21 protein-coding genes are annotated in these 24079 nt (G+C 59.7%); all 21 read right to left on the bottom strand.

All coding sequences use genetic code 11. The annotated features are described in order from the left end of the window. Positions 1-172 precede the first annotated feature (172 nt). The 21 genes from nuoN to ACZ0A4_RS12690 all read right to left on the bottom strand — a co-directional run bounded on the left by nuoN (position 173) and on the right by ACZ0A4_RS12690 (position 23978). Entirely contained in the window at positions 173-1636 is a 1464-nt protein-coding gene (gene nuoN, locus ACZ0A4_RS12790) for an NADH-quinone oxidoreductase subunit NuoN (RefSeq protein WP_007920173.1), read from the bottom strand. A 7-nt stretch (positions 1637-1643) separates the two neighbouring features. Continuing rightward, a complete protein-coding gene (nuoM, locus tag ACZ0A4_RS12785) occupies positions 1644-3176 on the bottom strand; it encodes an NADH-quinone oxidoreductase subunit M (protein WP_186622542.1) in 1533 nt (510 codons plus the stop codon). Positions 3177-3215: 39 nt separating this feature from the next. After that, positions 3216-5069 carry an NADH-quinone oxidoreductase subunit L gene (gene nuoL, locus ACZ0A4_RS12780; RefSeq protein WP_007920175.1) on the bottom strand — a complete coding sequence of 618 codons (1854 nt, stop codon included), beginning with the start codon at positions 5067-5069 and terminating at the stop codon, positions 3216-3218. Further along, a complete protein-coding gene (gene nuoK / locus ACZ0A4_RS12775) occupies positions 5066-5374 on the bottom strand; it encodes an NADH-quinone oxidoreductase subunit NuoK (protein WP_003223790.1) in 309 nt (102 codons plus the stop codon). Before nuoK ends, nuoL begins: the two co-directional genes overlap by 4 nt. Positions 5375-5377: 3 nt before the next feature. Further along, complete coding sequence (nuoJ, locus tag ACZ0A4_RS12770) at positions 5378-5878, bottom strand: NADH-quinone oxidoreductase subunit J (RefSeq protein ID WP_322844037.1); 501 nt, start codon at positions 5876-5878, stop codon at positions 5378-5380. A gap of 9 nt (positions 5879-5887) precedes the next feature. Beyond that, positions 5888-6436 (bottom strand): NADH-quinone oxidoreductase subunit NuoI, encoded by a 549-nt coding sequence (gene nuoI, locus ACZ0A4_RS12765; RefSeq protein ID WP_007920177.1) that lies wholly within the window; start codon positions 6434-6436, stop codon positions 5888-5890. A gap of 11 nt (positions 6437-6447) precedes the next feature. Then, entirely contained in the window at positions 6448-7455 is a 1008-nt protein-coding gene (gene nuoH, locus ACZ0A4_RS12760; protein WP_007920179.1) for an NADH-quinone oxidoreductase subunit NuoH, read from the bottom strand. Continuing rightward, entirely contained in the window at positions 7452-10166 is a 2715-nt protein-coding gene (gene nuoG, locus ACZ0A4_RS12755; RefSeq protein WP_463575000.1) for an NADH-quinone oxidoreductase subunit NuoG, read from the bottom strand. Before nuoG ends, nuoH begins: the two co-directional genes overlap by 4 nt. Before the next feature lie 134 nt (positions 10167-10300). Beyond that, positions 10301-11656 (bottom strand): NADH-quinone oxidoreductase subunit NuoF, encoded by a 1356-nt coding sequence (nuoF, locus tag ACZ0A4_RS12750; protein WP_007920184.1) that lies wholly within the window; start codon positions 11654-11656, stop codon positions 10301-10303. Next, the gene (nuoE, locus tag ACZ0A4_RS12745; protein WP_007920186.1) at positions 11653-12150 is read right to left on the bottom strand and encodes an NADH-quinone oxidoreductase subunit NuoE; all 498 of its coding nucleotides are present in this window, start codon (positions 12148-12150) and stop codon (positions 11653-11655) included. The genes nuoF and nuoE overlap by 4 nt, the downstream gene beginning before the upstream one ends. A gap of 2 nt (positions 12151-12152) precedes the next feature. Further along, positions 12153-13937 (bottom strand): NADH-quinone oxidoreductase subunit C/D, encoded by a 1785-nt coding sequence (gene nuoC / locus ACZ0A4_RS12740; RefSeq protein WP_463574999.1) that lies wholly within the window; start codon positions 13935-13937, stop codon positions 12153-12155. 73 nt (positions 13938-14010) lie between these two features. Continuing rightward, positions 14011-14685 (bottom strand): NuoB/complex I 20 kDa subunit family protein, encoded by a 675-nt coding sequence (locus ACZ0A4_RS12735; protein WP_007920192.1) that lies wholly within the window; start codon positions 14683-14685, stop codon positions 14011-14013. A gap of 10 nt (positions 14686-14695) precedes the next feature. Further along, positions 14696-15109 (bottom strand): NADH-quinone oxidoreductase subunit A, encoded by a 414-nt coding sequence (locus ACZ0A4_RS12730; protein WP_003223812.1) that lies wholly within the window; start codon positions 15107-15109, stop codon positions 14696-14698. 643 nt (positions 15110-15752) lie between these two features. Beyond that, positions 15753-17078: an isocitrate lyase gene (aceA, locus tag ACZ0A4_RS12725; RefSeq protein ID WP_007920195.1), complete on the bottom strand. Its 1326-nt coding sequence runs from the start codon at positions 17076-17078 to the stop codon at positions 15753-15755. 473 nt (positions 17079-17551) lie between these two features. Continuing rightward, the gene (locus ACZ0A4_RS12720; protein WP_099756645.1) at positions 17552-18313 is read right to left on the bottom strand and encodes a secretin N-terminal domain-containing protein; all 762 of its coding nucleotides are present in this window, start codon (positions 18311-18313) and stop codon (positions 17552-17554) included. A gap of 243 nt (positions 18314-18556) precedes the next feature. Continuing rightward, complete coding sequence (locus ACZ0A4_RS12715; RefSeq protein WP_034155132.1) at positions 18557-18982, bottom strand: GNAT family N-acetyltransferase; 426 nt, start codon at positions 18980-18982, stop codon at positions 18557-18559. Then, complete coding sequence (locus ACZ0A4_RS12710) at positions 18975-20144, bottom strand: ribosomal protein uL16 3-hydroxylase (protein ID WP_463574998.1); 1170 nt, start codon at positions 20142-20144, stop codon at positions 18975-18977. Before ACZ0A4_RS12710 ends, ACZ0A4_RS12715 begins: the two co-directional genes overlap by 8 nt. An 86-nt stretch (positions 20145-20230) precedes the next feature. Further along, on the bottom strand, positions 20231-21601 hold the full coding sequence (gene purB, locus ACZ0A4_RS12705) for an adenylosuccinate lyase (protein WP_400776682.1): 1371 nt from the start codon (positions 21599-21601) through the stop codon (positions 20231-20233). A gap of 126 nt (positions 21602-21727) precedes the next feature. Then, positions 21728-22351 carry a high frequency lysogenization protein HflD gene (gene hflD / locus ACZ0A4_RS12700; protein ID WP_038362633.1) on the bottom strand — a complete coding sequence of 208 codons (624 nt, stop codon included), beginning with the start codon at positions 22349-22351 and terminating at the stop codon, positions 21728-21730. Next, positions 22348-23472, bottom strand: a complete 1125-nt coding sequence (mnmA, locus tag ACZ0A4_RS12695) for a tRNA 2-thiouridine(34) synthase MnmA (RefSeq protein WP_127928939.1) — start codon at positions 23470-23472, stop codon at positions 22348-22350. The genes hflD and mnmA overlap by 4 nt, the downstream gene beginning before the upstream one ends. A 59-nt stretch (positions 23473-23531) precedes the next feature. Further along, the gene (locus ACZ0A4_RS12690) at positions 23532-23978 is read right to left on the bottom strand and encodes an NUDIX hydrolase (protein WP_463574997.1); all 447 of its coding nucleotides are present in this window, start codon (positions 23976-23978) and stop codon (positions 23532-23534) included. Positions 23979-24079 lie beyond the last annotated feature (101 nt).

Below are 24079 nucleotides of genomic sequence, written 5' to 3'. Positions count from 1 at the left end.
CTCCCACAGTGGTCCAGGGTGGGTACAGACTTTGTGAACACCATCGAAACCTGTGGGAGCCGGGCTTGCCCGCGATGAGGCCAGCGCAAGCGCTCGAGATGTTGAATCCCACAAAAACAAAAACGGCACCCGAAGGTGCCGTTTTCATTTATTGCCAGCTCTAACGGAGCAATCAGCCCGCCAGACCCGCCTGCTGAACCAGAGTCAGCAATGGCTGCGGGTACACACCCAGGAAGAATGCGACCAGGGCGATGGCCAGCAGCATCACGCCGCCTGCCTTTTGTTCCCAGTGCAGCTGGGCGTCGTGGCGACGCAGGTTTGGCTCGATCAGGTACAGGGTGACCATCACGCGCAGGTAGTAGAAGACGCCGATGGCGCTGCCCAGCACCAGCGAGCCGACCAGCCACCATTGGTGCGATTCAACACCGGTAGCGATGATGTAGAACTTGCCGATGAAGCCAGCGGTCAGCGGGATACCCGCCAGCGACAGCATCATCACGGTCAGTACGGCGGTCAGGTACGGACGGCGCCAGAACAGACCGCGGTACTCGTACAGCGCGTCTGCGTCACGGCCGTTGTACGGCGAGGACATCAGGGTGATCACGCCGAAGGCGCCGAGGCTGGTGATCACGTAGGTGACCAGGTACACGCCGATGGCTTCCACTGCCAGACCCTTGCTCGCTACCAGCGCGATCAGCAGGTAGCCGAAGTGCGCGATGGACGAGTAACCGAGCAGACGCTTGAGGTTGCTCTGGGTCAGGGCCAGCAGGTTACCGAACAGGATCGAGGCGATAGCGATAACGGTCAGCACGTCGCTCAGTACACCACTGCTGGCGGCAGGGGAGATCTGGAACAGACGCACCATCACCGCAAACACGGCCACTTTCGAAGCGGTTGCGAGGAACGCAGCCACCGGCGCCGGAGCACCTTCGTAAACGTCCGGCGTCCACAGGTGGAACGGTACCAGCGACAGCTTGAACGCCAGACCGATCAGCATCATGCCCAGGCCCAGTTGCGCCAGCGAGCTAGGCAGGCCAGTCGCAGCCAGCGCCTGACCGATACCGACGAAGCTCAGCGAACCCGAGTCGGCGTACAGCAGCGCCATACCGAACAACAGGAACGCGGAACCTGCGGCCGACAGCACCATGTATTTGATGCCGGCTTCCAGCGAACGCTTGTTGAAGAAGGCGTAAGCCACCAGACCGTAAACCGGCACCGAGAGCAGCTCCAGACCGATGAACAAACCGGCGAGGTGCTGCGCGCTGACCAGAACCAGACCACCGGCGGCGGCCATCAGGATCAGCAGGTACAGTTCTTCACGGTTGCCCGGGTAGCCCGAACCGCCATCACCCAAGTAAGCGTGGGCGAGGGTGACGCAGGCGAGGGTGGCGACCAGTATCAGCGCCATGTACAGGCAAGCGAAAGTGTCGATTTGCAGCAGTGGAGTCACGGCCAGAGGCGCGACTTTCAGCGCTGGCAGGATCGACAGCAAGGCCAGGTTCAGACCGGCGACCGAGATCAGGAAGGTCTGCGAGTGGTTGCGGCGCCAGGCGATTGCCAGCATCACCACGATAATGGTGAGGCTGGTGATCAACAGTGGCGCAAGCGCAATAAAGTGTTGAATCGTGAATTCCATAGCGCTCTTACCGGGCCGAAGCGAGTTGAGTGAAGGCGGTGCCGAGCCACTGCTGCACGCCATGCATCGTGGCGGCAGACGTGTCGAGGAACGGTTGCGGGTAAACGCCGAGGTAAATCAGCAGCACCGCAAGGCCCAGCACCATGATCAGTTCGCGAGCGTCCATACCGTGCAGGATCGAATCCGATTTCGACGGACCGAAGTAGGCACGGTGGATCATGATCAGCGAGTAGACCGAACCGAACACCAGACCGGAGGTAGCAATCGCGGTAATCCATGGAGCGCTGGCGAAAGTACCGATCAGGATCAGGAACTCACCGACGAAGTTACCGGTACCCGGCAAACCCAGGGATGCGGCAGCGAAGAACAGGCTGATCGCCGGCAGGTAAGCGATACGCGACCACAGACCGCCCATCTCACGCATGTCCCGAGTGTGCAGACGCTCGTACAACTGACCGCTGAGGATAAACAGTGCCGCCGCCGAGACACCGTGCGCCAACATCTGGATCACTGCACCTTGCAGGGCCAGTTGGCTGCCGGAGTAGATGCCGATCAACACGAAACCCATGTGGGAAACAGACGAGAAGGCGATCAGACGCTTGATGTCGGTTTGCGCGAAGGCGAGGAACGCACCGTAGAAGATCCCGACCAGACCGAGGGTCATGGCGATCGGCGCAAACTCGGCCGAAGCGTTCGGAAACAGCGGCAGAGCGAAACGCAGCAGACCGTAGGCAGCGGTTTTCAGCAAGATACCGGCGAGGTCGACGGAACCGGCAGTCGGCGCCTGGGCGTGGGCATCAGGCAACCACGAGTGGAACGGTACGACCGGCAGCTTGACCGCGAAGGCGATGAAGAAACCGAGCATCAGGATGTACTCGGTGGTCATCGACATCTTGGTTTTCAACAGGTCGGCGTAGTTGAAAGTAATCACGCCAGTATTGTTGAAGTTGACCAGCACCAGACCGAGGATCGCCACCAGCATGATCAGGCCGGACGCCTGAGTGAAGATGAAGAACTTGGTCGCTGCGTAGATCCGGGTTTTCTTGCCGTCCGAAGAACTGTGACCCCAGAGCGCGATGAGGAAGTACATCGGTACCAGCATCATTTCCCAGAAGAAGAAGAACATGAACAGGTCGAGGGCGAGGAACACGCCGACAACGCCGCCCAGGATCCACATCAGGTTCAGGTGGAAGAAGCCAACGTGACGTTGAATCTCTTTCCATGAGCAGAGTACCGAGAGGATACCCAGCAGACCGGTCAGCAGGATCATCAACAGCGACAGGCCGTCGAGGGCCAGGTGCACGTTGATGCCGAAGCGCTGGATCCAGACATGCTTGAACTCAAGCGCCCAGGTCGGATCGGCGCCAGGCGCCGGCGCAAATGAATAGTCACCGTGGGCCCACAGCCAGAGGCCGAGGGCGAGTTCCAGGGTCATGGTCAACAGCGCAATCCAGCGCGGGAGGGTAGCGCCGAAGCGCTCACCCATCCAGCACAGCAGGCCGCCGATGAAGGGGATCAGGATTAGCCAAGGCAGAATCATGACGGGCTCGTTTCCTTTCGCAAATTCGCAAGGTTCATATCAGACCGCTACCAGCACGATGGCGCCGATAACCAGCACGGCACCAGCAGCCATCGAAGCAGCGTACCAACGCAGTTGACCGGTCTCGGTGCGGCTCAGGGCGGTGTGACCACCCTTGGCCATACGCGGGATCAGACCGATGGTCTGGTCGAGCGGGTCTTTGCGCAGTACGTGGCTGATCGCCAGGTAAGGCTTGACGAACAGTTTGTCGTAGATCCAGTCGAAGCCCCAGGCAGCGAACCACCAGGCCGAGAGGAAACGGCCGATGCCGCTGTTGGCGATGGCCGTGACGAAGCGACGCTTGCCGAGGAACAGCAGCGCTGCCAGCAGGATACCGGCCAGAGCGATGGCGCCCGAAGCGATTTCCAGACTGTGCTTGGCTTCGCCACCGGCATGGCCAACGCTTTCTGGCAGCACGCCATGCAGCGGTGGCACGATCATGGCGCCGACGAAGGTCGACAGCACGATCAGCACCGACAGTGGCAGCCAGTGCGAGATGCCGTGACCGGCGTGGGCTTCGGTCTTGGCTTCACCGTGGAACGTGATGAAGATCAGGCGGAAGGTGTACAGCGACGTCATGAACGCGCCGACCAGACCTGCGTAGAGCAGACCGTGGTTGCCGCTGGCGAACGCTTCCCAAAGGATTTCGTCCTTGGAGTAGAAGCCTGCGGTAACCAGAGGCAGAGCGGCGAGGGCAGCACCACCGACGATGAAGCTGGCGTAGGCCAGTGGCAGTTTTTTCCACAGCCCGCCCATCTTGAAGATGTTCTGCTCGTGGTGGCAGGCAACGATCACCGCACCGGAAGCAAGGAACAGCAGGGCCTTGAAGAAGGCGTGGGTCATCAGGTGGAAAATCGCGCCATCCCATGCGCCAACGCCCAGCGCCAGGAACATGTAGCCGATCTGGCTCATGGTCGAGTAGGCGAGGATACGTTTGATGTCGGTTTGTACCAGTGCAGCGAAGCCTGCGAGAACCAGGGTCACGCCACCGACGATGCCGACCAGGTGCAGGATTTCCGGCGCCAGGGTGAACAGACCGTGGGTACGGGCGATCAGGTAAACACCAGCGGTCACCATGGTTGCGGCGTGGATCAGTGCCGAAACCGGAGTCGGGCCAGCCATCGCGTCCGCGAGCCAGGTTTGCAGCGGCAGTTGCGCCGATTTACCGACCGCGCCACCCAGCAGCATCAGCGTTGCCAGGGTGATCCAGAAGTCGCCGACCTGGAATTTCTGCGGTGCCAGCACCAGCAGTTCCTGGATGTTCAGTGTGCCGACTTGCTGGAACAGGATGAACAGGCCGATGGCCATGAACACGTCGCCGATCCGGGTCACGATGAACGCCTTGAGTGCGGCGTTACCGTTGTTGCGGTTGCTGTAGTAGAAACCGATCAACAGGTACGAGCACAGGCCCACGCCTTCCCAGCCGAAGTACAGGAACAACAGGTTATCGCCGAGCACCAGGAACAGCATGCTGGCGATAAACAGGTTGGTGTACGAGAAGAAGCGCGAGTAACCCGCTTCGCCGCGCATGTACCAGGACGCGAACAGGTGGATCAGGAAACCGACGCCAACGACCACGCCGAGCATGGTGATCGACAGGCCGTCGACGTAGAGGGCGAAGTCAGGCTTGAAGCCTTCAACCGCCATCCACTTCCACAGCACCAGGGTGTAGTGACCGCCTTCGGGTGGCGCGACGTTGAATTGCCAGATGACGTAGGCGGCGACAATCGCCGACAAGCCAATGGAACCCACGCCGATCAGCGCCGAGAGGTTTTCCGACCAGCGTCCACGGGAGAACGACAGGAGCAGGAAACCGATCAGAGGGAATACGAAAGTCAGAAAGATCAGGTTCATCCGCGCATCTCACTGGCAGCGTCGATATCGAGCGTGTGGAAGCGGCGATACAGTTGCAGCAGGATCGCCAGACCAATACTGGCCTCGGCAGCTGCAAGGCTGATCACCAGGATGAACATGATCTGTCCATCCGGCTGGCCCCAACGGGCGCCTGCAACGATGAACGCCAGTGCAGAGGCGTTCATCATCACTTCCAGACTCATCAACACGAACAAAATGTTGCGGCGGACCATCAGGCCGACCAGACCAAGGCAGAACAGGATGCCGGCAACGGCCAATCCATGCTCGAGAGGGATAGCAGGCATGTCTTACTCCTTCGCCTCGTTACGGCCCAAATGGAACGCCGTGACGGCTGCAGCAAGCAGCAGCATCGAGGCGAGTTCGACCACCAGCAGGTACGGGCCGAACAGGCTGATGCCCACGGCTTTTGCGTCTACGGTGGTGTGGCCGATGGCCTGACCGCTCTGGTGAGCGAACAGCACATACAGCAGTTCGGCCAGCAGCAGCGCGGCGAGAATCACCGGACCGGCCCAGATGCCGGGCCGCAGCCAGGTGCGTTCTTGCTGAACCGAGGCGGGGCCCAGGTTCAGCATCATCACCACGAACACGAACAGCACCATGATGGCGCCGGCGTAGGCGATCACTTCGAGCACGCCGGCGAACGGCGCGCCGAGTGCGAAGAAGGTCATGGCCACGGCGATCAACGAGATGATCAGGTAGAGCAGGGCGTGCACAGGGTTGGTGTTGGTGACTACGCGAAGCGTGGACACAACAGCGATACCCGATGCGAAATAGAAAGCGAATTCCATCGTTCTTCCTTAAGGCAGCAAGCTCTTCACGTTGATCGGTTCGGCTTCGTTCTGCGCGGAGCCTTTCGGCTTGCCAGCGATTGCCATACCTGCAACACGATAGAAGTTGTAATCAGGGTTTTTGCCGGGGCCGGAGATCAACAGATCTTCTTTCTCGTACACCAGGTCCTGACGTTTGAACTCGGCCATCTCGAAATCCGGTGTCAGCTGGATTGCGGTGGTCGGACAGGCTTCCTCGCAGAGACCGCAGAAAATGCAGCGCGAGAAGTTGATACGGAAGAAGTCCGGGTACCAGCGACCGTCTTCGGTTTCAGCTTTCTGCAGCGAGATGCAACCCACCGGGCAAGCCACGGCGCACAGGTTGCAGGCTACGCAACGCTCTTCGCCATCGGGGTCGCGGGTCAGGACGATACGACCACGGTAGCGTGGTGGCAGGTAGACCGCTTCTTCCGGATATTGCAGGGTGTCGCGCTTGCGAAAGCCATGGCCGAAGACCATGACCAGGCTGCGCAACTGGGTACCAGTACCCTTAACGATGTCGCCAATATATTTGAACATGGGTCAAATCCTCACTGAACCGCGACCGCAGGCGTGTTCCACAACACGACTGCAGCGGTCACCAGCAAATTGATCAGGGTCAGTGGCAGGCAGAATTTCCAGCTGAAATCCATCACCTGGTCATAACGCGGACGCGGAATGGAAGCGCGCAGCAGGATGAACAGCATGATGAAGAACGCGGTCTTCAGTGCGAACCAGACGAAGGCCAGTTGCGGCAAGATGCCGAACGGACCGTGCCAGCCACCGAAGAACAGGGTGACCAGCAGCGCCGAGATCAGGATGATGCCGATGTATTCACCGACGAAGAACATGCCCCACTTCATACCGGCGTATTCAATGTGGTAACCGTCGGCCAGTTCCTGTTCCGCTTCCGGCTGGTCGAACGGGTGACGGTGAGTCACGGCGACGCCAGCGATGAAGAAGGTACAGAAGCCGAAGAACTGCGGAATGATGAACCACAGGTTCTGCGCCTGGTACTCGACGATGTCGCGCATGTTGAACGAGCCAACCTGAACCACGATGCCCATCAGGGCCAGGCCCATGAACACTTCGTAGGACACGGTCTGCGCCGACGCACGCAAGCTGCCGAGCAGGGCGAACTTGTTGTTACTCGACCAGCCGGCGAACAACACCGCGTAGACCGACAGACCGGCCATGGCGAAGAAGAACAGCAGGCCGATGTTCAGATCCGCGACGCCCCAGGTCGGGGTAATCGGGATGATCGCAAACGCGATTAGCAAGGCCGACATCGCCACCACCGGTGCCAAAGTGAAAATCACTTTATCGGCAAACGGCGGGGTCCAGTCTTCCTTGAAGAACATCTTCAGCATGTCGGCGGCGATCTGGAACATACCAAACGGACCAACGCGGTTCGGACCGTAACGGTCCTGCCACCAGCCCAGCAGGCGACGCTCGACAAAGCTGAGCAACGCGCCTGCAACCACAACGGCCAGCAGAATCACGATGGCTTTGACGACCGAGAGGATCACATCGATCACTTCAGGGGTGAACCAGGTCATTGCGCTGCCTCCTGCAGACCGTCGACGGATACGCCGGCGAATGCCGGTGGAATGCCGGCGATGCCCGCAGGCAATGCCACCAGACCTGCGCCCAGTTCTTCATTGATGCGCAGCGGCAGACGCAGGGTCTGACCGGCGACGTTCAGGCTCAGCAGGGCACCGTCGTTGACGCCCAGACGATCCGCTTCCGACTTGGCCAGTGCCACGTAAGCAGCCGGAATGCGCTCTTGAACCGGTGCGGCTTTCGAAGAGTTTTCTTCGCTGCCGAACAGGTGGAAGAACGGCACGGCTTGCCAGGTGCCCGGCGCCGGGTTGAATGCGCGCGGTGCTGCAGCGAACCAGTTCAGCGAATCGCCCGTGCTTTCGATCAGGCGGGTGCCCGGGTCGCCAGCGCGGATGTGACCACCGACTTCGTCCTGGAACTTGTTCCACGCTTGTGGCGAGTTCCAGCCCGGCGACCATGCAAATGGCACCTGCTGACGCGGTTCAACCGAACCCGAGTAACCTTCCATGGAGAAGGCAAACGCGGTGTCTTTGTCTTGCGGGGTGCGCGGTTCGTGAACGCTGATGTCGGCGCGCATCGCGGTGCGACCGGAGTAACGCAGCGGCTCACGCGCCAGTTTCAGACCCTTGATGCGGAATGCCGCAGACGGTGCAGCGTCGACGATACGCGCCAGTTGCTCGGTGCTCGAAGCAACGGCAGCGGTGACGTGGTCGAGTTGCGTCCAGTCGATCGGCTGGTTCAGCAGGGTCGCGCGCAGGGCGTGCAGCCAGCGCCAGCCTTCGTGTACCAGAATGCTTGCGTCCAGGTATTGCGGATCGAAAACCTGGAAGAAGCGCTGGGCGCGACCTTCCTGGCTGACCAGCGTACCGTCGCCTTCAGCAAAGCTTGCGGCTGGCAGCACCAGATGCGCGCGGTCGCTGGTAGCGGTTTTCTGATGGTCGGCAACGATCACCACTTGCGCCGCGTTCAGTGCCGCATCGACTTTCTCTTTGGCGGTGCGGGTGTACAGATCGTTTTCCAGCACAACGATCGCGTCAGCCTTACCGTCGATGACGGCTTGCAGCGCGGCGTCGACCGATTCGCCACCGAGCATGGCCAGACCAAGGCTGTTGGCTTCCGGCACGATCAGGCTGATCGAACCGTTTTTCTCGCGCAGCTTCAACGCCTTGGCGATGTTCGCGGCGGCTTCGATCAGGGCTTTGGAGCCCAGCGAAGTACCGGCGATGATCAGCGGACGTTTGGCGGCGAGCAGGGCGTCAGCAATACGCTGAGCCAGTTCCAGTGCTTCAGCGTCCAGACCTTCAACGGCCGGAGCGCTGGCATCCAGTGCGTGGGCAACGGCGAAACCGATGCGAGCCAGATCGTCAGGCGCGGCGTGTACGCATTCTTCAGCGATGTCGTCGAGCTTGGTTTCCGCCAGGCTGGCGATGAACAGCGGGTTCAGCGCGTGCTGACCGATGTTCTTCACCGCAGCGTCGAGCCAAGGCTGAACGCGCATGGCTTCGGCCATGTCTTCGGCTTTGCCCTTGACCGACTGACGCAGCGACAGCGCCACACGGGCGGCGGTCTGGGTCAGGTCTTCGCCGAGGACGAATATCGCGTCGTGATCTTCGATGTCGCGCATGTTCGGCACTGGCAGCGGGCTGTCTTTCAGCACTTGCAGGACCAGACGGATGCGCTCCAGTTCAGAGGCTTCGATACCCGAGTAGAAGTGCTCGGCGCCAACCAGTTCACGCAACGCGTAGTTGCTTTCAAGGCTGGCACGCGGCGAACCGATACCGACGATGTTGCGACCGCGCAGCAAATCAGCGGCTTTATCCAGTGCAGCATCGAGGCCCAGCTTGGTGCCGTCGGCCAACAACGGCTGACGTGGACGGTCGGTGCGGTTGACGTAGCCATAACCGAAACGGCCACGGTCGCACAGGAAGTACTGGTTCACCGAACCGTTGAAACGGTTTTCGATGCGACGCAGTTCGCCGTAACGCTCGCCCGGGGAAATGTTGCAACCGCTCGAGCAGCCATGGCAGATGCTCGGCGCGAACTGCATGTCCCACTTGCGGTTGTAGCGTTCGGAGTGAGTCTTGTCGGTGAACACACCGGTCGGGCAGACCTCGGTGAGGTTGCCGGAGAACTCGCTTTCGAGGGTGCCGTCTTCAACGCGACCGAAGTACACGTTGTCGTGGGCGCCGAATACACCGAGGTCGGTGCCGCCAGCGTAATCCTTGTAGAAACGCACGCAGCGGTAGCAAGCGATGCAGCGGTTCATTTCGTGGGAAATGAACGGGCCCAGTTGCTGGTTCTGGTGGGTGCGTTTGGTGAAGCGATAACGGCGCTCGTTGTGGCCGGTCATCACGGTCATGTCTTGCAGGTGGCAATGACCGCCTTCTTCGCACACAGGGCAGTCGTGCGGGTGGTTGGTCATCAGCCATTCAACAACACTGGCGCGGAACGCCTTGGATTCTTCATCTTCGATGGAGATCCAGGTGTTGTCAGTGGCGGGGGTCATGCAGGACATGACGATGCGACCACGGGTGTCGTTCTCGTCGGTGTACTGCTTGACCGCGCACTGGCGGCAAGCCCCGACGCTACCAAGCGCGGGGTGCCAGCAGAAATATGGAATGTCGAGGCCCAGCGACAGACATGCCTGTAACAGGTTGTCTGCCCCGTCGACTTCGAGCGCTTTGCCGTCTACGTGGATAGTGGCCATGGTTCAAAGGTCTTCGTTGGCCCGGTGTCAGCGGGCGTGGCTAATGGAATCTTGTTATCCGTGCGAATCAAACCAGCCTCGAAAGGCGTCATCGCAGGAGGCGAAGGGCCCGAGCCCTTCACCTTATTAAGCGTTTACGCGCCGATTACGATCGGCCTTGCCAGAGGCGGGACGGCGGCGCTAACAGGCGCGATACCGGCTTCGAACTCTGGACGGAAGTATTTGATGGCACTGCCCAACGGTTCCACGGCACCCGGTGCGTGAGCACAGAAGGTCTTGCCTGGGCCGAGGAAGTTGACCAGACCCAGCAGGGTCTCGATGTCGCCTGGCTGACCGCGGCCTTGTTCGATGGCCATCAAGAGCTTCACGCTCCATGGCAAGCCATCACGGCACGGGGTGCAGAAACCGCACGACTCGCGAGCGAAGAACTGCTCCATGTTGCGCAGCAAGGAGACCATGTTGACGCTGTCGTCCACCGCCATGGCCAGGCCGGTACCCATACGGGTGCCCACTTTGGCGATGCCGCCGGCATACATTTGCGCGTCGAGGTGTTCTGGCAGAAGGAAACCGGTACCGGCGCCACCTGGCTGCCAGGCCTTGAGTTTGAAACCGTCGCGCATGCCGCCGGCGTAGTCTTCGAACAGCTCGCGACCGGTGACGCCGAATGGCAGTTCCCACAGGCCCGGATTCTTGACCTTGCCGGAGAAGCCCATGAGCTTGGTGCCCATGTCTTCGCTGCCTTCACGGGCCAACGATTTGTACCAGTCAACGCCGTCGGCAATGATCGCCGGCACGTTGCACAGGGTTTCCACGTTGTTCACGCAGGTCGGCTTGCCCCACACGCCAACGGCGGCAGGGAAGGGCGGCTTGGAGCGCGGGTTGGCGCGCCGACCTTCGAGGGAGTTGATCAGTGCGGTTTCTTCACCGCAGATGTAACGCCCGGCGCCGGTGTGGACGAACAGCTCGAAATCGAAGCCGCTGCCCAGAATGTTTTTACCCAGCAGGCCCGCAGCCTTGGCTTCTTCCACGGCACGGTTGAGGTGCTTGGCGGCGGTGGTGTATTCGCCGCGCAGGAAGATGTAGCCACGGTAGGTTTTCAGCGCGCGAGCACTGATCAGCATGCCTTCGATCAGCAGATGGGGCAGTTGCTCCATCAGCATGCGGTCTTTCCAGGTGTTCGGCTCCATTTCATCCGCGTTGCACAGCAGGTAGCGGATGTTGATGGATTCGTCTTTGGGCATCAGGCCCCACTTCACGCCCGTGGGGAAGCCTGCACCGCCACGACCTTTCAAACCTGCGTCTTTCACGGTCTGGACGATGGCGTCCTGATCCATGTCGGCGAAGGCTTTGCGCGCAGCGGCGTAACCGTTCTTGGCCTGGTACTCGTCGAGCCAAACGGCTTCGCCGTCATCGCGCAGACGCCAGGTCAGCGGGTGAGTCTCGGCCGAACGCTGGATGCGGTTGGCAGGACCGAAAGATGTCAGGGTCATACGTAGCCCTCGAGCAGTTTGGCGACGCCAGCAGGCTGCACATCACCAAAGGTGTCGTCGTCGATCATCAGCGCCGGTGCCTTGTCGCAGTTGCCGAGGCAGCAGACCGGCAGCAGGGTGAAACGACCGTCGGTGGTGGTCTGACCCAGGCCGATGCCCAGATTGTTCTGGATTTCGCTGACCACCGACTCATGGCCGCCGATGTAGCAGACCATGCTGTCGCAGACGCGAATGATGTGACGGCCAACCGGCTGACGGAAAATCTGGCTATAGAACGTCGCCACACCTTCAACGTCGCTGGCCGGGATGCCGAGAATCTCGCCGATCGCGTACAAGGCGCCATCCGGCACCCAGCCGCGTTCTTTCTGAACGATCTTCAGGGCTTCGATCGACGCCGCGCGCGGGTCTTCGTAGTGATGCAGCTCGTGCTCGATGGCCGAGCGTTCGGTTTCACTGAGGGTGAAACGGTCTGTCTGGATAAGCGTGCTGTTCATGCTTAGCGGTCCACGTCGGCCATAACGAAATCGATACTACCCAGGTACGCAATCATGTCCGCGACCATGCTGCCTTTGATCACCGAAGGGATCTGTTGCAGATGCGGGAAGCTTGGAGTGCGGATCCGGGTACGGTAGCTCATGGTGCCGCCGTCGCTCGTCAGGTAATAACTGTTGATGCCCTTGGTCGCTTCGATCATCTGGAAGGATTCGTTGGCCGGCATCACCGGGCCCCACGAAACTTGCAGGAAGTGCGTGATCAAGGTTTCGATGTGCTGCAGCGTGCGTTCTTTCGGCGGCGGCGTGGTCAGCGGGTGATCCGCCTTGTACGGGCCTTCCGGCATGTTGCGCATGCACTGGTCGATGATCTTGATGCTCTGGCGCATCTCTTCAACGCGAACCATGCAGCGGTCGTAGGCATCGCCGTTGACGGCCAGCGGTACTTCGAACTCGAAGTTCTCGTAGCCGGAGTACGGACGCGCCTTACGCAGGTCGAAGTCGCAACCGGTCGAACGCAGGCCGGCACCGGTGACGCCCCATTCCAGGGCTTCTTTGGTGTTGTACTGGGCAACGCCGATGGTACGACCCTTGAGGATGCTGTTCTGCAGGGCAGCCTTGGTGTATTCGTCGAGGCGTTTTGGCAGCCATTCAACGAAGTCTTTCACCAGCTTTTCCCAGCCGCGCGGCAGGTCGTGGGCGACACCACCGATGCGGTACCAGGCCGGGTGCAGACGGAAACCGGTAATGGCTTCAATCACCGTGTACGCCTTCTGGCGGTCGGTGAAGGTGAAGAACACCGGGGTCATGGCGCCAACGTCCTGGATGTAAGTCCCGAGGAACAGCAGGTGGCTGGTGATCCGGAAGAACTCGGCCATCATGATGCGGATGACGTCGACCTTCTCAGGCACCTTGATGCCGGCCAGCTTCTCGACCGAGAGCACGTACGGCAGGTTGTTCATCACACCGCCGAGGTAATCGATACGGTCGGTGTACGGGATGAAACTGTGCCACGACTGACGCTCGGCCATCTTCTCGGCACCACGGTGGTGGTAACCGATGTCCGGTACGCAGTCGACGATCTCTTCGCCGTCCAGTTGCAGAATGATGCGGAACGCACCGTGCGCCGAAGGGTGGTTCGGACCGAGGTTGAGGAACATGTAGTCCTCGTTCGGGCCGGAACGCTTCATGCCCCAGTCTTCCGGACGGAAGCGCGCGGCTTCCTCCTCGAGCTGTTGCTTGGCGAGGTTGAGGCTGTACGGATCGAATTCGGTGGCGCGCGCCGGGAAGTCCTTGCGCAGCGGGTGACCTTCCCAGGTCGGCGGCATCATGATGCGCGACAGGTGCGGGTGACCTTTGAAATCGATGCCGAACATGTCCCAGACTTCACGCTCGTACCAGTTGGCGTTCGGCCAGATGCTGGTGACGGTCGGCAAGCTGAGGTCGCTCTCGGACAAGGCGACCTTGATCATCACGTCACTATTACGCTCCAGCGACATGAGGTGATAGAACACGGTGAACTCAGCGTCGCTCGGCAGCCCTTGACGCTTGGTGCGCAGACGCTCGTCCACGCCGTGCAGGTCATAAAGCATGACGTACGGCTTGGGCAGATTGCGCAGGAAAGTCAGGACTTCAACGAGCCTGGCGCGCGCGACCCACAGCACCGGCATGCCGGTGCGGGTCGATTGAGCGGTGAACGCTTCGGCGCCAAAACGGTTGTTCAATTCAACGACCACATCCTGGTCGTCTGCCTTATAAGGCGGGATGTACAGAGCACTGCCTGTAGTCATGGTTATTTTTTCGCTTTCGGTCAACGTAAAGAATGAAGCCAGCTTCTCGTTTCTTTGTCAGAACAGATCTGGATCAGACTTCGTCAGGGCTGCGCAGGTTGGTGACTGCGATTCGCTGTTCGCGGCGCTCTTCCTTCTGCGAAGGCATGTCGGCGCGATAAACGCCTTGATCGCCAACGACCCAGGAAAGCGGACGACGCTCCTTGCCAATCGATTCCTGCAGCAGCATCAAGCCCTGCAGAAAAGCTTCCGGGCGAGGAGGGCAGCCAGGTACGTAGACGTCCACGGGCAGGAACTTGTCCACCCCTTGAACCACAGAGTAGATGTCGTACATGCCACCGGAGTTGGCGCACGAACCCATGGAGATAACCCACTTAGGCTCAAGCATTTGCTCGTAGAGACGCTGGATGATCGGCGCCATCTTGATGAAGCAGGTACCGGCGATAACCATGAAGTCGGCCTGACGCGGCGATGCCCGGATAACTTCGGCGCCAAAGCGCGCGATGTCGTGGGGCGCCGTGAAGGCGGTGGTCATTTCCACGTAGCAGCACGACAAGCCGAAATTGTACGGCCACAGGGAGTTTTTACGCCCCCAGTTGACCGCGCCACTCAGCACGTCTTCCAGCTTGCCCATGAAAATGTTTTTGTGGACTTGATCTTCTAACGGATCGGAAACGGTTTCCCGTTCGCCAATCGGATATTGCTCGTTAGGAGCATCGGGGTCGATCCTGGTGAGATTGTATTGCATTGCCAAAGCCTCATTGTTTCAGCTTCGCCTGCCGCTTGCGACGAGCTTCCGGAGCCCAGTCAAGGGCGCCCACTCGGAACAGGTAGACAAGACCTGCCAACAGAATTGCTATGAAAACGAGAGCTTCGACGAATCCGGTCCAGCCGCTTTCGCGGACGGACACAGACCATGCAAAGAGAAAGAGGGCTTCGATATCGAAGATCACGAAGAGCATCGCGACCAGATAGAATTTGGCTGAGAGCCGCAAGCGGGCGCCACCGGTAGGTAGCATGCCCGACTCGAACGGTTCGTTTTTGCTGCGGCCCCAGGCTTTTGACCCAAGGAGGCTGGAGACGCCAAGCATGAAGGCACACAGGCCGACGACACCCAGAAGGAAAATGGCAAAGCCCCAGTTGTGGGCCATGAGTCCTGTCGCTTCGGGCATGCTGGTAATCCTTAACAGAGAGCAAAGGTCTCTGAGCTTGATAAAGAAATAGGCAGTGACGATATGTCGCAGCAATCAATCGCGCTGATTTTATGGCTAAACACCCTGCAAGTAAAATTCCTATAGCGAAATTATTTATTGGAATAAGGACATAGCGCATCTCCAATGCCCTGCAGCCCAAGCGTAGCGGGCATTAGGCGGGTTTATGCAAATAATGTTTTGTAGGGAATGTAACGAACATAGTTGCGGCTAAATGATAATTAATATCGTTTGGAGTGGTTTTGTAACTGTTTAACGGGATGTCAGTTGGGAAGTTGTCTTACTTGCACGTTACTGCAAGTAGCGACGGCGCCCGTTTTAGCGGATTTTTCTGACGGTTGTACCGCGCTGGATCAATGTTTTGTCTCGCGGCTGACGCTTTCCTGTGGGAGCGAGCTTGCTCGCGAATGCGGTGGGTCAGTCATCACGTGTGCAAGCTGGCACAACGCCTTCGTGAGCAATCTCGCTCCCACAGGGGTTTGTGGTGTCTGGTAGATTGTCTCGAGCAAAAAAAACGCCCCGAACCAGTCGGGGCGTCAGTTTTGCGGCTCTGCGGTTAGCTTTCTATACGATCCGCAGAGGCCGTTTGCTCAGCGAAGCAGAATCAGTGGAACTGTTCTTCTTCAGTCGAACCGGTCAGTGCGGTGACCGAAGACGAGCCACCCTGAATCACGGTGGTCATGTCGTCGAAGTAGCCGGTGCCCACTTCCTGCTGGTGAGCCACGAAGGTGTAACCCTTGGCGGCGTCAGCGAATTCCTGCTCTTGCAGCTTCACGTAGGCAGTCATGTCGTTGCGGGCGTAGTCGTGCGCCAGGTTGAACATGCTGTGCCACATGTTGTGAATGCCGGCCAGGGTGATGAACTGGTGCTTGTAACCCATGGCGGACAGTTCGCGCTGGAACTTGGCGATGGTCGCGTCGTCCAGGTTTTTCTTCCAGTTGAAGGAAGGCGAGCAGTTGTACGACAGCAGTTGGTCCGGGTATTCCTTTTTGATCGCTTCGGCGAAGCGACGAGCCTCGTCCAGATCCGGCTTGGCGGTTTCGCACCAGATCAGGTCGGCGTACGGCGCGTAAGCCAGACCACGGGCGATGGCTTGATCGAGGCCGGCGCGGACCTTGTAGAAACCTTCCTGAGTGCGCTCGCCAGTCACGAATGGCTGGTCGTACGGGTCGCAATCGGAGGTCAGCAGGTCAGCAGCGTTGGCGTCGGTACGGGCCAGGATGATGGTCGGAGTACCGGCAACGTCGGCAGCCAGACGTGCAGCGGTCAGCTTCTGTACGGCTTCCTGAGTTGGAACCAGTACCTTGCCGCCCATGTGACCGCATTTTTTCACGGAAGCCAGTTGGTCTTCGAAGTGAACGCCGGCGGCGCCTGCTTCGATCATGCTCTTCATCAACTCGTAAGCGTTCAGTACGCCGCCGAAACCGGCTTCAGCGTCAGCCACGATCGGTGCGAAGTAGTCGATGTAGCCATCGTCGCCCGGGTTCTTGCCGGCTTTCCACTGGATCTGGTCAGCACGACGGAACGAGTTGTTGATGCGCTTGACCACGGTTGGAACCGAGTCCACCGGGTACAGCGACTGGTCCGGGTACATGGATTCTGCGGAGTTGTTGTCCGCAGCCACTTGCCAGCCCGACAGGTAGATTGCCTGGATACCGGCTTTAACCTGTTGAACAGCCTGGCCGCCGGTCAGGGCGCCCATGCAGTTGACGAAATCTTTCTCAGGACGGAAGGACGGCTTGGCACCCTGGGTGACCAGGTTCCACAGCTTGTCGGCGCCCATTTTTGCAAAGGTGTGCTCAGGTTGAACCGAGCCACGCAGACGGACGACGTCAGCAGCGGAGTAAGTGCGTGTCACGCCTTTCCAGCGCGGGTTTTCAGCCCAGTCTTTTTCGAGGGCTGCAATTTGCTGTTCGCGTGTCAGTGCCATGGAGATAAACCTCGTCGCGTCTTTATGAAAAGTTGTTCTGCGGTGGAAAATTCCTGCGCTCGCTGACCAGAAGCTTAGGTGGTCAAGTCGGATTCGGCGGGGTAGGCGACGGGATGAACGATGGGCTCGAGGGGAAGTGAGCAGGTAGTGGCGGACTGCGGGCGCATTCGGGCGTCGTGGGCCTCTATACGGTCTACAGTGTGGAGCCGGGTTACCTAATTACGCTTCCGTCCCTCGGGACAACTTCGTTCCAGTCGGCAACCTCGTCAAACACACCTTGTGGGCGGTACAGACACGAAACGGTTCGCGGGGTAGGTGCGAACATCGCTTCGAAGGCCCTTGCCAGGGCCTCTGATTAGCGGGAGCGAGGCCATCATGCCTTCGCTTTTTTGCCTCGTCAAACGTTTTGTAGTGCTTTTTTTCAAGCACTACATCTTTCGTCTAATACGACTAATCAGTCAGTTTTTGGTGCTTTAGTCCAAGGCGTCGACTTTCACCCGCAAGGTCATGTCATCCCGGCCTTGAGTCGAGTAGCTGCGGGTCAGACCCTGTTTGTCGGCCTGAGTCTGGCGATTCACGCCGGCGAGGGTGATCCACTCACCGAGGCGACCGCTGACAGTTGTGTCGGTGCTTTGCACGTTCACTACATCAGGACGTTCCTGGCTCATGCGGTCACGGTTGGTACTGATTGCCAGGTGAACGATGTCTCCGGTGACACTGGCGGTGACGTAGAAACCCTGAGTGACGTTGCGATATTGGGTCTGGCTGCTGTAATCGCCGTAGGAATTGCTCTGGCTGCTGGTGATCGGCACGCTCTGGCCGACTTGAATCAGCGCCGGCATGCCGTCGGTGGCCTGCACTTGCTGCACACCGCCGTCACGGCTGGCAGTGCTGCGGCTGATGATGCGGGTCTGGTTCGGTTGGGCGCCGTTGACCGAATAGCCTTCGTCGCCACGGCCATTGTTTTCATTGGTGTCGACGGTGATCAGCAGGCGCTTGGGTGCCGTGTCGAGTTGGGTGATCAGCGCCTTGAGTTCCTGGATCTTGTCCGGTTCGGCCTTGATGATCAGTTGATTGCCGTAGGCGCTGACCTGACCGTCCTTGCCGAGGAAGTCTTGCGCCATCGGCAGCATGTCGGTGCTGGTGCGGTAATTTAGAGGCACGATTTCTGTGGCTGCCATCACCGAAAAACTGCAACCGAGCAGCAGGGTGGTGAGCAGGGTGCGTAGGGACATGTCCGTTATCTCCGCTTTCGAAAGGCTTGATATTGCCAGTTTGTCGGCCTTGGGTGGGGCAAGTTGAATCGTAGACAGCAAAACGCCCCGGCATACGAAAATGGCGGGGCGTTTTGTGGTGTTCTCGAGGGCCTCTTCGCGAGCAAGCTCGCTCCCACAGTAGATCTCCAGCGGACACAAATTGTGCGTCAGGCACAGATCCAGTGTGGGAGCGAGCTTGCTCGCGAAGGCAGCAACTCGGTCTCAGGCCGAATGCCGAACCATGTCGACATGCGGAATCCCGGCTTCGAGGAATTCCTCGCTGACCAGGCTGAAGCCCAGGCGCTCATAGAACGCCGTGGCCTGTACCTGCGCACTGAGCATTTGCTGCTTCAGTCCGCGCTCTTCAGCCTCAGCAATCACCGCTTGCATCAGCGCATCACCCACCTTCATCCCGCGCCAGTCTTTCAGCACCGAAACCCGGCCGATATGCCCATCAGGCAGCAGGCGCGCAGTGCCGATCGGGAAGTCGCCTTCAAACGCCAGAAAATGCACGGCGGTCGCGTCATCCGCGTCCCATTCCAGCTCAGGTGGCACCGATTGTTCGGCGATGAACACCGTTTCACGAATGCGCCGGATCTCGGCGATGTCCTTCTGCCAGTCTGCGACACGAACGCGAATTTTATTCATCAGCGAACCCCAGGCTCCCTTGCTTGACCAACTGGCACAGCAGGCTGCAGGCGTCTTCGTCGTTCAGCCACTCGCCGAGGTTGTCGGTGTGCAGGGCGTCAGCAGCGCAGATCAGTTTCAGCAATTCGCGCAGTTTGCCCGGCAGGTAACGGCTCTGACCGCTGGCGAACAGCAGCAGGTCGTCATCGACTTCCGACCAGGCCAGGCGCGCGCTCGGGTTGCGGATCAGAATGGCGCCATCCTGCAGGGCGGCGAGAAAATCTTCTTCTTCGATTTCTTCCGGGCCGGCCACCAGTTCTGGATAACGCGGCTCGGTCATGTACTGGCCGAACCAGGTCAGCAGCAGGCGCTCGTCGCTCATGTGCTCGGCGAGCAGGGCTTTCAGGCGATCCAGTGCATCGTGTTGAATCTGATGCGGATCAGCCGCTGGTTGCGCGTCGGCGTCGGTATAGCGCTCTTCGTCAGTCAGGAACTGGCTGAGGAAGTCAGTGAAGTGAGTCAGCACTTCAGAGGCGCTTGGCGCACGGAAACCGACCGAGTAGGTCATGCAGTTGTCGACCGCGACACCGCAATGAGCCAGGCGTGGCGGCAGGTAGAGCATGTCGCCCGGTTCCAGCGTCCACTCTTCGGTCTCGTGGAATTCAGCAAGGATGCGCAGATCCGCGTGCTGCAGCAGCGGGCTCTCGGAATCGCACATCTGGCCGATTTTCCAGTTGCGCTTGCCGTGACCTTGCAGCAGGAACACGTCGTAGTTATCGAAGTGCGGACCGACGCTGCCACCCGGGGCGGCGAAGCTGATCATCACGTCGTCAACGCGCCAGCTCGGCAGGAAGCGGAAGTTTTCCAGCAGTTCGCTGACTTCCGGGACGAACTGGTCAACCGCTTGCACCAGCAGGGTCCACTCTTTTTCCGGCAGTTTGCTGAACTCGTCTTCAGCGAACGGGCCGCGACGCAGTTCCCATGGGCGCTCGCCGTGCTCGATCACCAGACGCGATTCGACTTCTTCTTCCAGGGCCAGGCCGGCCAGTTCGTCGGCGTCGATCGGGCTTTCGAAGTCAGGAATTGCCTGACGGATCAACAGTGGCTTTTTCTGCCAGTAGTCGCGCAGGAATTCGCGCGCCGTGATGCCGCCCAGAAGTTGAAGAGGAATATCGGAATTCATATGTAACCTATTGAAAAAAAGCACTTTTCAGACGGGAATAAAAACGCCCGGCGCGGCCGGGCGTCTCAAACGGGTCAAGCGGTCGATCAGATACGTTTGGCTTGCGCTACAGCGTTACCGATGTAGTTGGCCGGGGTCAGTTGCTTGAGTTCGGCTTTCGCTTGCGCTGGCATGTCCAGGCCATCAATGAAAGTCTGCAACGCTTCAGGGCTGATGCCCTTGCCGCGGGTCAGTTCTTTCAGCTTCTCGTACGGGTTTTCGATGTTGTAACGGCGCATCACGGTCTGGATCGGCTCGGCCAATACTTCCCAGCAAGCGTCGAGGTCGGCAGCAATCTTCTGAGCGTTCAGCTCGAGCTTGCTGATGCCTTTGAGGCTGGCTTCGTATGCGATAACGCTGTGGGCGAAGCCGACACCGAGGTTGCGCAGTACGGTGGAGTCGGTCAGGTCGCGCTGCCAGCGGGAGATTGGCAGTTTGCTCGCCAAGTGCTGGAACAGTGCGTTGGCGATGCCCAGATTGCCTTCGGAGTTTTCGAAGTCGATCGGGTTGACCTTGTGCGGCATGGTCGACGAACCGATTTCGCCAGCGATAGTGCGCTGTTTGAAATAACCCAGGGAGATGTAGCCCCAGATGTCACGGTCGAAGTCGATCAGGATGGTGTTGAAGCGCGCGATCGCGTCGAACAGCTCGGCGATGTAGTCGTGCGGTTCGATCTGCGTGGTGTACGGGTTGAAGCCCAGGCCCAGCTCGTCTTCGATGAAGGCGCGGGCATTGGCTTCCCAGTCGATCTGCGGGTAGGCCGACAGGTGTGCGTTGTAGTTGCCGACAGCGCCATTGATTTTGCCCAGCAGCGGAACGGCAGCGACTTGAGCAATTTGACGCTCGAGACGGTAAACCACGTTCGCCAGCTCTTTACCCAGAGTGGTCGGCGAGGCTGGTTGGCCGTGAGTGCGCGACAGCATCGGCACGTCAGCGAAACGGATGGCCAGTTCGCGGATGGCTTCGGCAGTCTGGCGCATCAGCGGCAGCATCACCTCGTCACGGCCTTCGCGCAGCATCAGGGCGTGGGACAGGTTGTTGATGTCTTCGCTAGTGCAGGCAAAGTGGATGAACTCGCTGACATTGGCCAGCTCCGGCAGCTTGGCCGCCTGCTCTTTGAGCAGGTATTCGATCGCCTTGACGTCGTGGTTGGTGGTGCGCTCGATTTCTTTGACGCGCTCGGCGTGCTCCAGCGAGAAGTTTTCAGCCAGTTCATTGAGAACGGCGTTGGCCTCGGCGGAGAAGGCTGGCACTTCAGGGATACCAGCGTGGGCGGCCAGACGCTGGAGCCAGCGCACTTCAACCAGAACACGGGCACGGATCAGGCCGTACTCGCTGAAAATCGGGCGCAGGGCCTGGGTTTTGCCGGCGTAGCGGCCGTCAACAGGGGAAACCGCAGTGAGCGAAGAAAGCTGCATGGGGTGTTCTCGGACAGTCGGGCAACGAAATGGGGCGCGTATCATACATGAAAAAATCCGCTGGTCCGTTGCCAACTGACCGGCGTATTACGCGTTACAGACTACAAAGCTTTTATTGCGCGGCGTTTACTCGCTGCGCATCAACGGATACAGCTCTTTGAGCAGCTTGCGCCGGCTGATCACCAACTGCCAGCGATGGCCGCCGAGCTGCCGCCACAGGCGCGCCGAACGAATGCCGGCGAGCAACAGGGCGCGAATCTTCGAGGCATTGCTCGGTTGCTGCAGGTTGCGCATGTCGCCGTGCACCTGAATGCGCTGGCGCAAAGTGCTCAGGGTGTCCTGATACAGCGCGCCGCAGGCCGCCACCACGTTTTCGTGGGCCGGGCCGAAATGCTCGACCTGCGACTGGATCTGCGGCAGACGCTTGCCGATGGTGTCGAGCATGTCATTGCGCTTGGCCAATTGACGCTCCAGACCGAGCATCGACAGCGCATAGCGCAACGGCTCGCGCTGCAACGTGCTCGGGTCGCGTTCCAGTGCGCCGATCAGCGCTCGATAGCCTTCGCGCAGATTAAGGTCATCGCCGCCGTATACGTCCAGCGTGTCCTTCGGGTCGCGCACCAACAGGCTGCCGAGCATGCAGGTCAGACCGGCCTCGCTGGTCTGGCCGGTCTTGGCGATCCGGTCGACCAGCACGGCGGCGAGAAACACACCGCCGAGCGCCGTCAGTTGCTCCTGAGTCGGGCTCATGCCTGGCCGCTCCACGGCTCTGCCACTTCGATCACGCCGCCACCGAGGCAGATTTCACCGTCGTAGAACACCACGGACTGGCCCGGCGTCACCGCGCGTTGCGGTTCGTCGAACACAGCGCGGTAGCCGCTGGCGGTTTTTTCCAGGGTGCAGGCTTGATCGCTCTGGCGATAACGCACCTTGGCGGTCAGGCGCAGCGGCTGGCTCAGGTCGATCGGGTTGACCCAATAGATTTCCGAGGCGAGCAGGGCGCCGGAGAATAGCCATGGATGGTTGTTGCCCTGGCCGACGATCAGCTCGTTGGTGTCCAGATCCTTGCGCAGTACGTACCACGGCTCATCACCGGCGTCTTTCAAACCGCCGATGCCGAGGCCCTGGCGCTGACCGATGGTGTGATACATCAGGCCGTGGTGACGGCCGATGACTTCGCCTTCGGTGGTTTTGATTTCGCCCGGTTGCGCCGGCAGGTATTGCTTGAGGAAATCGCTGAAGCGACGCTCGCCGATGAAGCAGATCCCGGTGGAATCCTTCTTCTTGGCGGTGGCCAGTTCGTATTTCTCGGCAATTGCGCGGACTTCCGGTTTTTCCAGTTCGCCGACCGGGAACAGGGTCTTGGCGATCTGTTCGCCGCCGACGGCGTGCAGGAAGTAGCTCTGATCCTTGTTCGGATCGAGGCCTTTGAGCAGTTCGGTGCGGCCATCGATGTCACGGCGGCGCACGTAGTGGCCGGTGGCGATCAGGTCGGCGCCAAGCATCATGGCGTAGTCGAGGAACGCCTTGAACTTGATCTCGCGGTTACACAGGATGTCCGGGTTCGGCGTGCGACCGGCCTTGTATTCGGCGAGGAAATGCTCGAACACGTTGTCCCAGTATTCCGCAGCGAAGTTAGCGGTGTGCAGCTTGATGCCGATTTTGTCGCAGACAGCCTGAGCATCCGCCAGGTCGTCCATGGCGGTGCAGTATTCCGTTCCGTCGTCTTCTTCCCAGTTCTTCATGAACAGGCCTTCCACCTCGTAACCCTGTTCGATCAGCAGGAGAGCGGAAACGGAAGAGTCCACGCCGCCGGACATGCCGACAATGACGCGCTTCTTGGATGTGTCAGAAGGGGCTGGATCACGCATAGGGATTCAATGAGTGTCTTGAAAAAGGACGCGATTCTAGCAGGCTCGCGGCCTCAAGGCTAAAGAGAAGGACGGATCAGTTCGAGGCTGTAGTGATGACCGGCCAGATAATCGTCGATGCAACGGATGATCAGTTCGCTGCGCCAGTTGTCGCGTTGGGCGACTAATTCGTCGCGGGTCAGCCACTTGGCGCCGACGATGCCGTCGTCGAGCTGGTAATCCGGATGGTGTTTGACGGCTTTGGCGCTGAAGCACACGCGCTGGTAGGTCACGCCGTTGCTTGGCGCGGTGTACAGGTAAATGCCGATGACGCCGGTGGGTTCGACGTCCCAGCCGGTTTCTTCGAGGGTTTCGCGCACGGCGGCGTCGATCAGGGATTCGTCCGGGTCGAGGTGGCCGGCGGGCTGATTCAGCACGTTGCGCCCGGCCTTGTGTTCTTCAACCATCAGGAAGCGGCCGTTGTCCTCGACGATGGTGGCGACGGTGATGTGGGGGAGCCATTCCATACGGTGTCCTCGTTTTTGAATATTGGAACCCGATCCCTGTGGGAGCTGGCTTGCCAGCGATGGCGGCCTATCATTCAGCATTGAAGGTGACTGATCCACCG

This window comes from Pseudomonas sp. AC172 (genome assembly GCF_979258595.1).
Note: the sequence above shows the minus strand (reverse complement) of the source record. Positions and strands in the feature narration are given on the sequence as shown.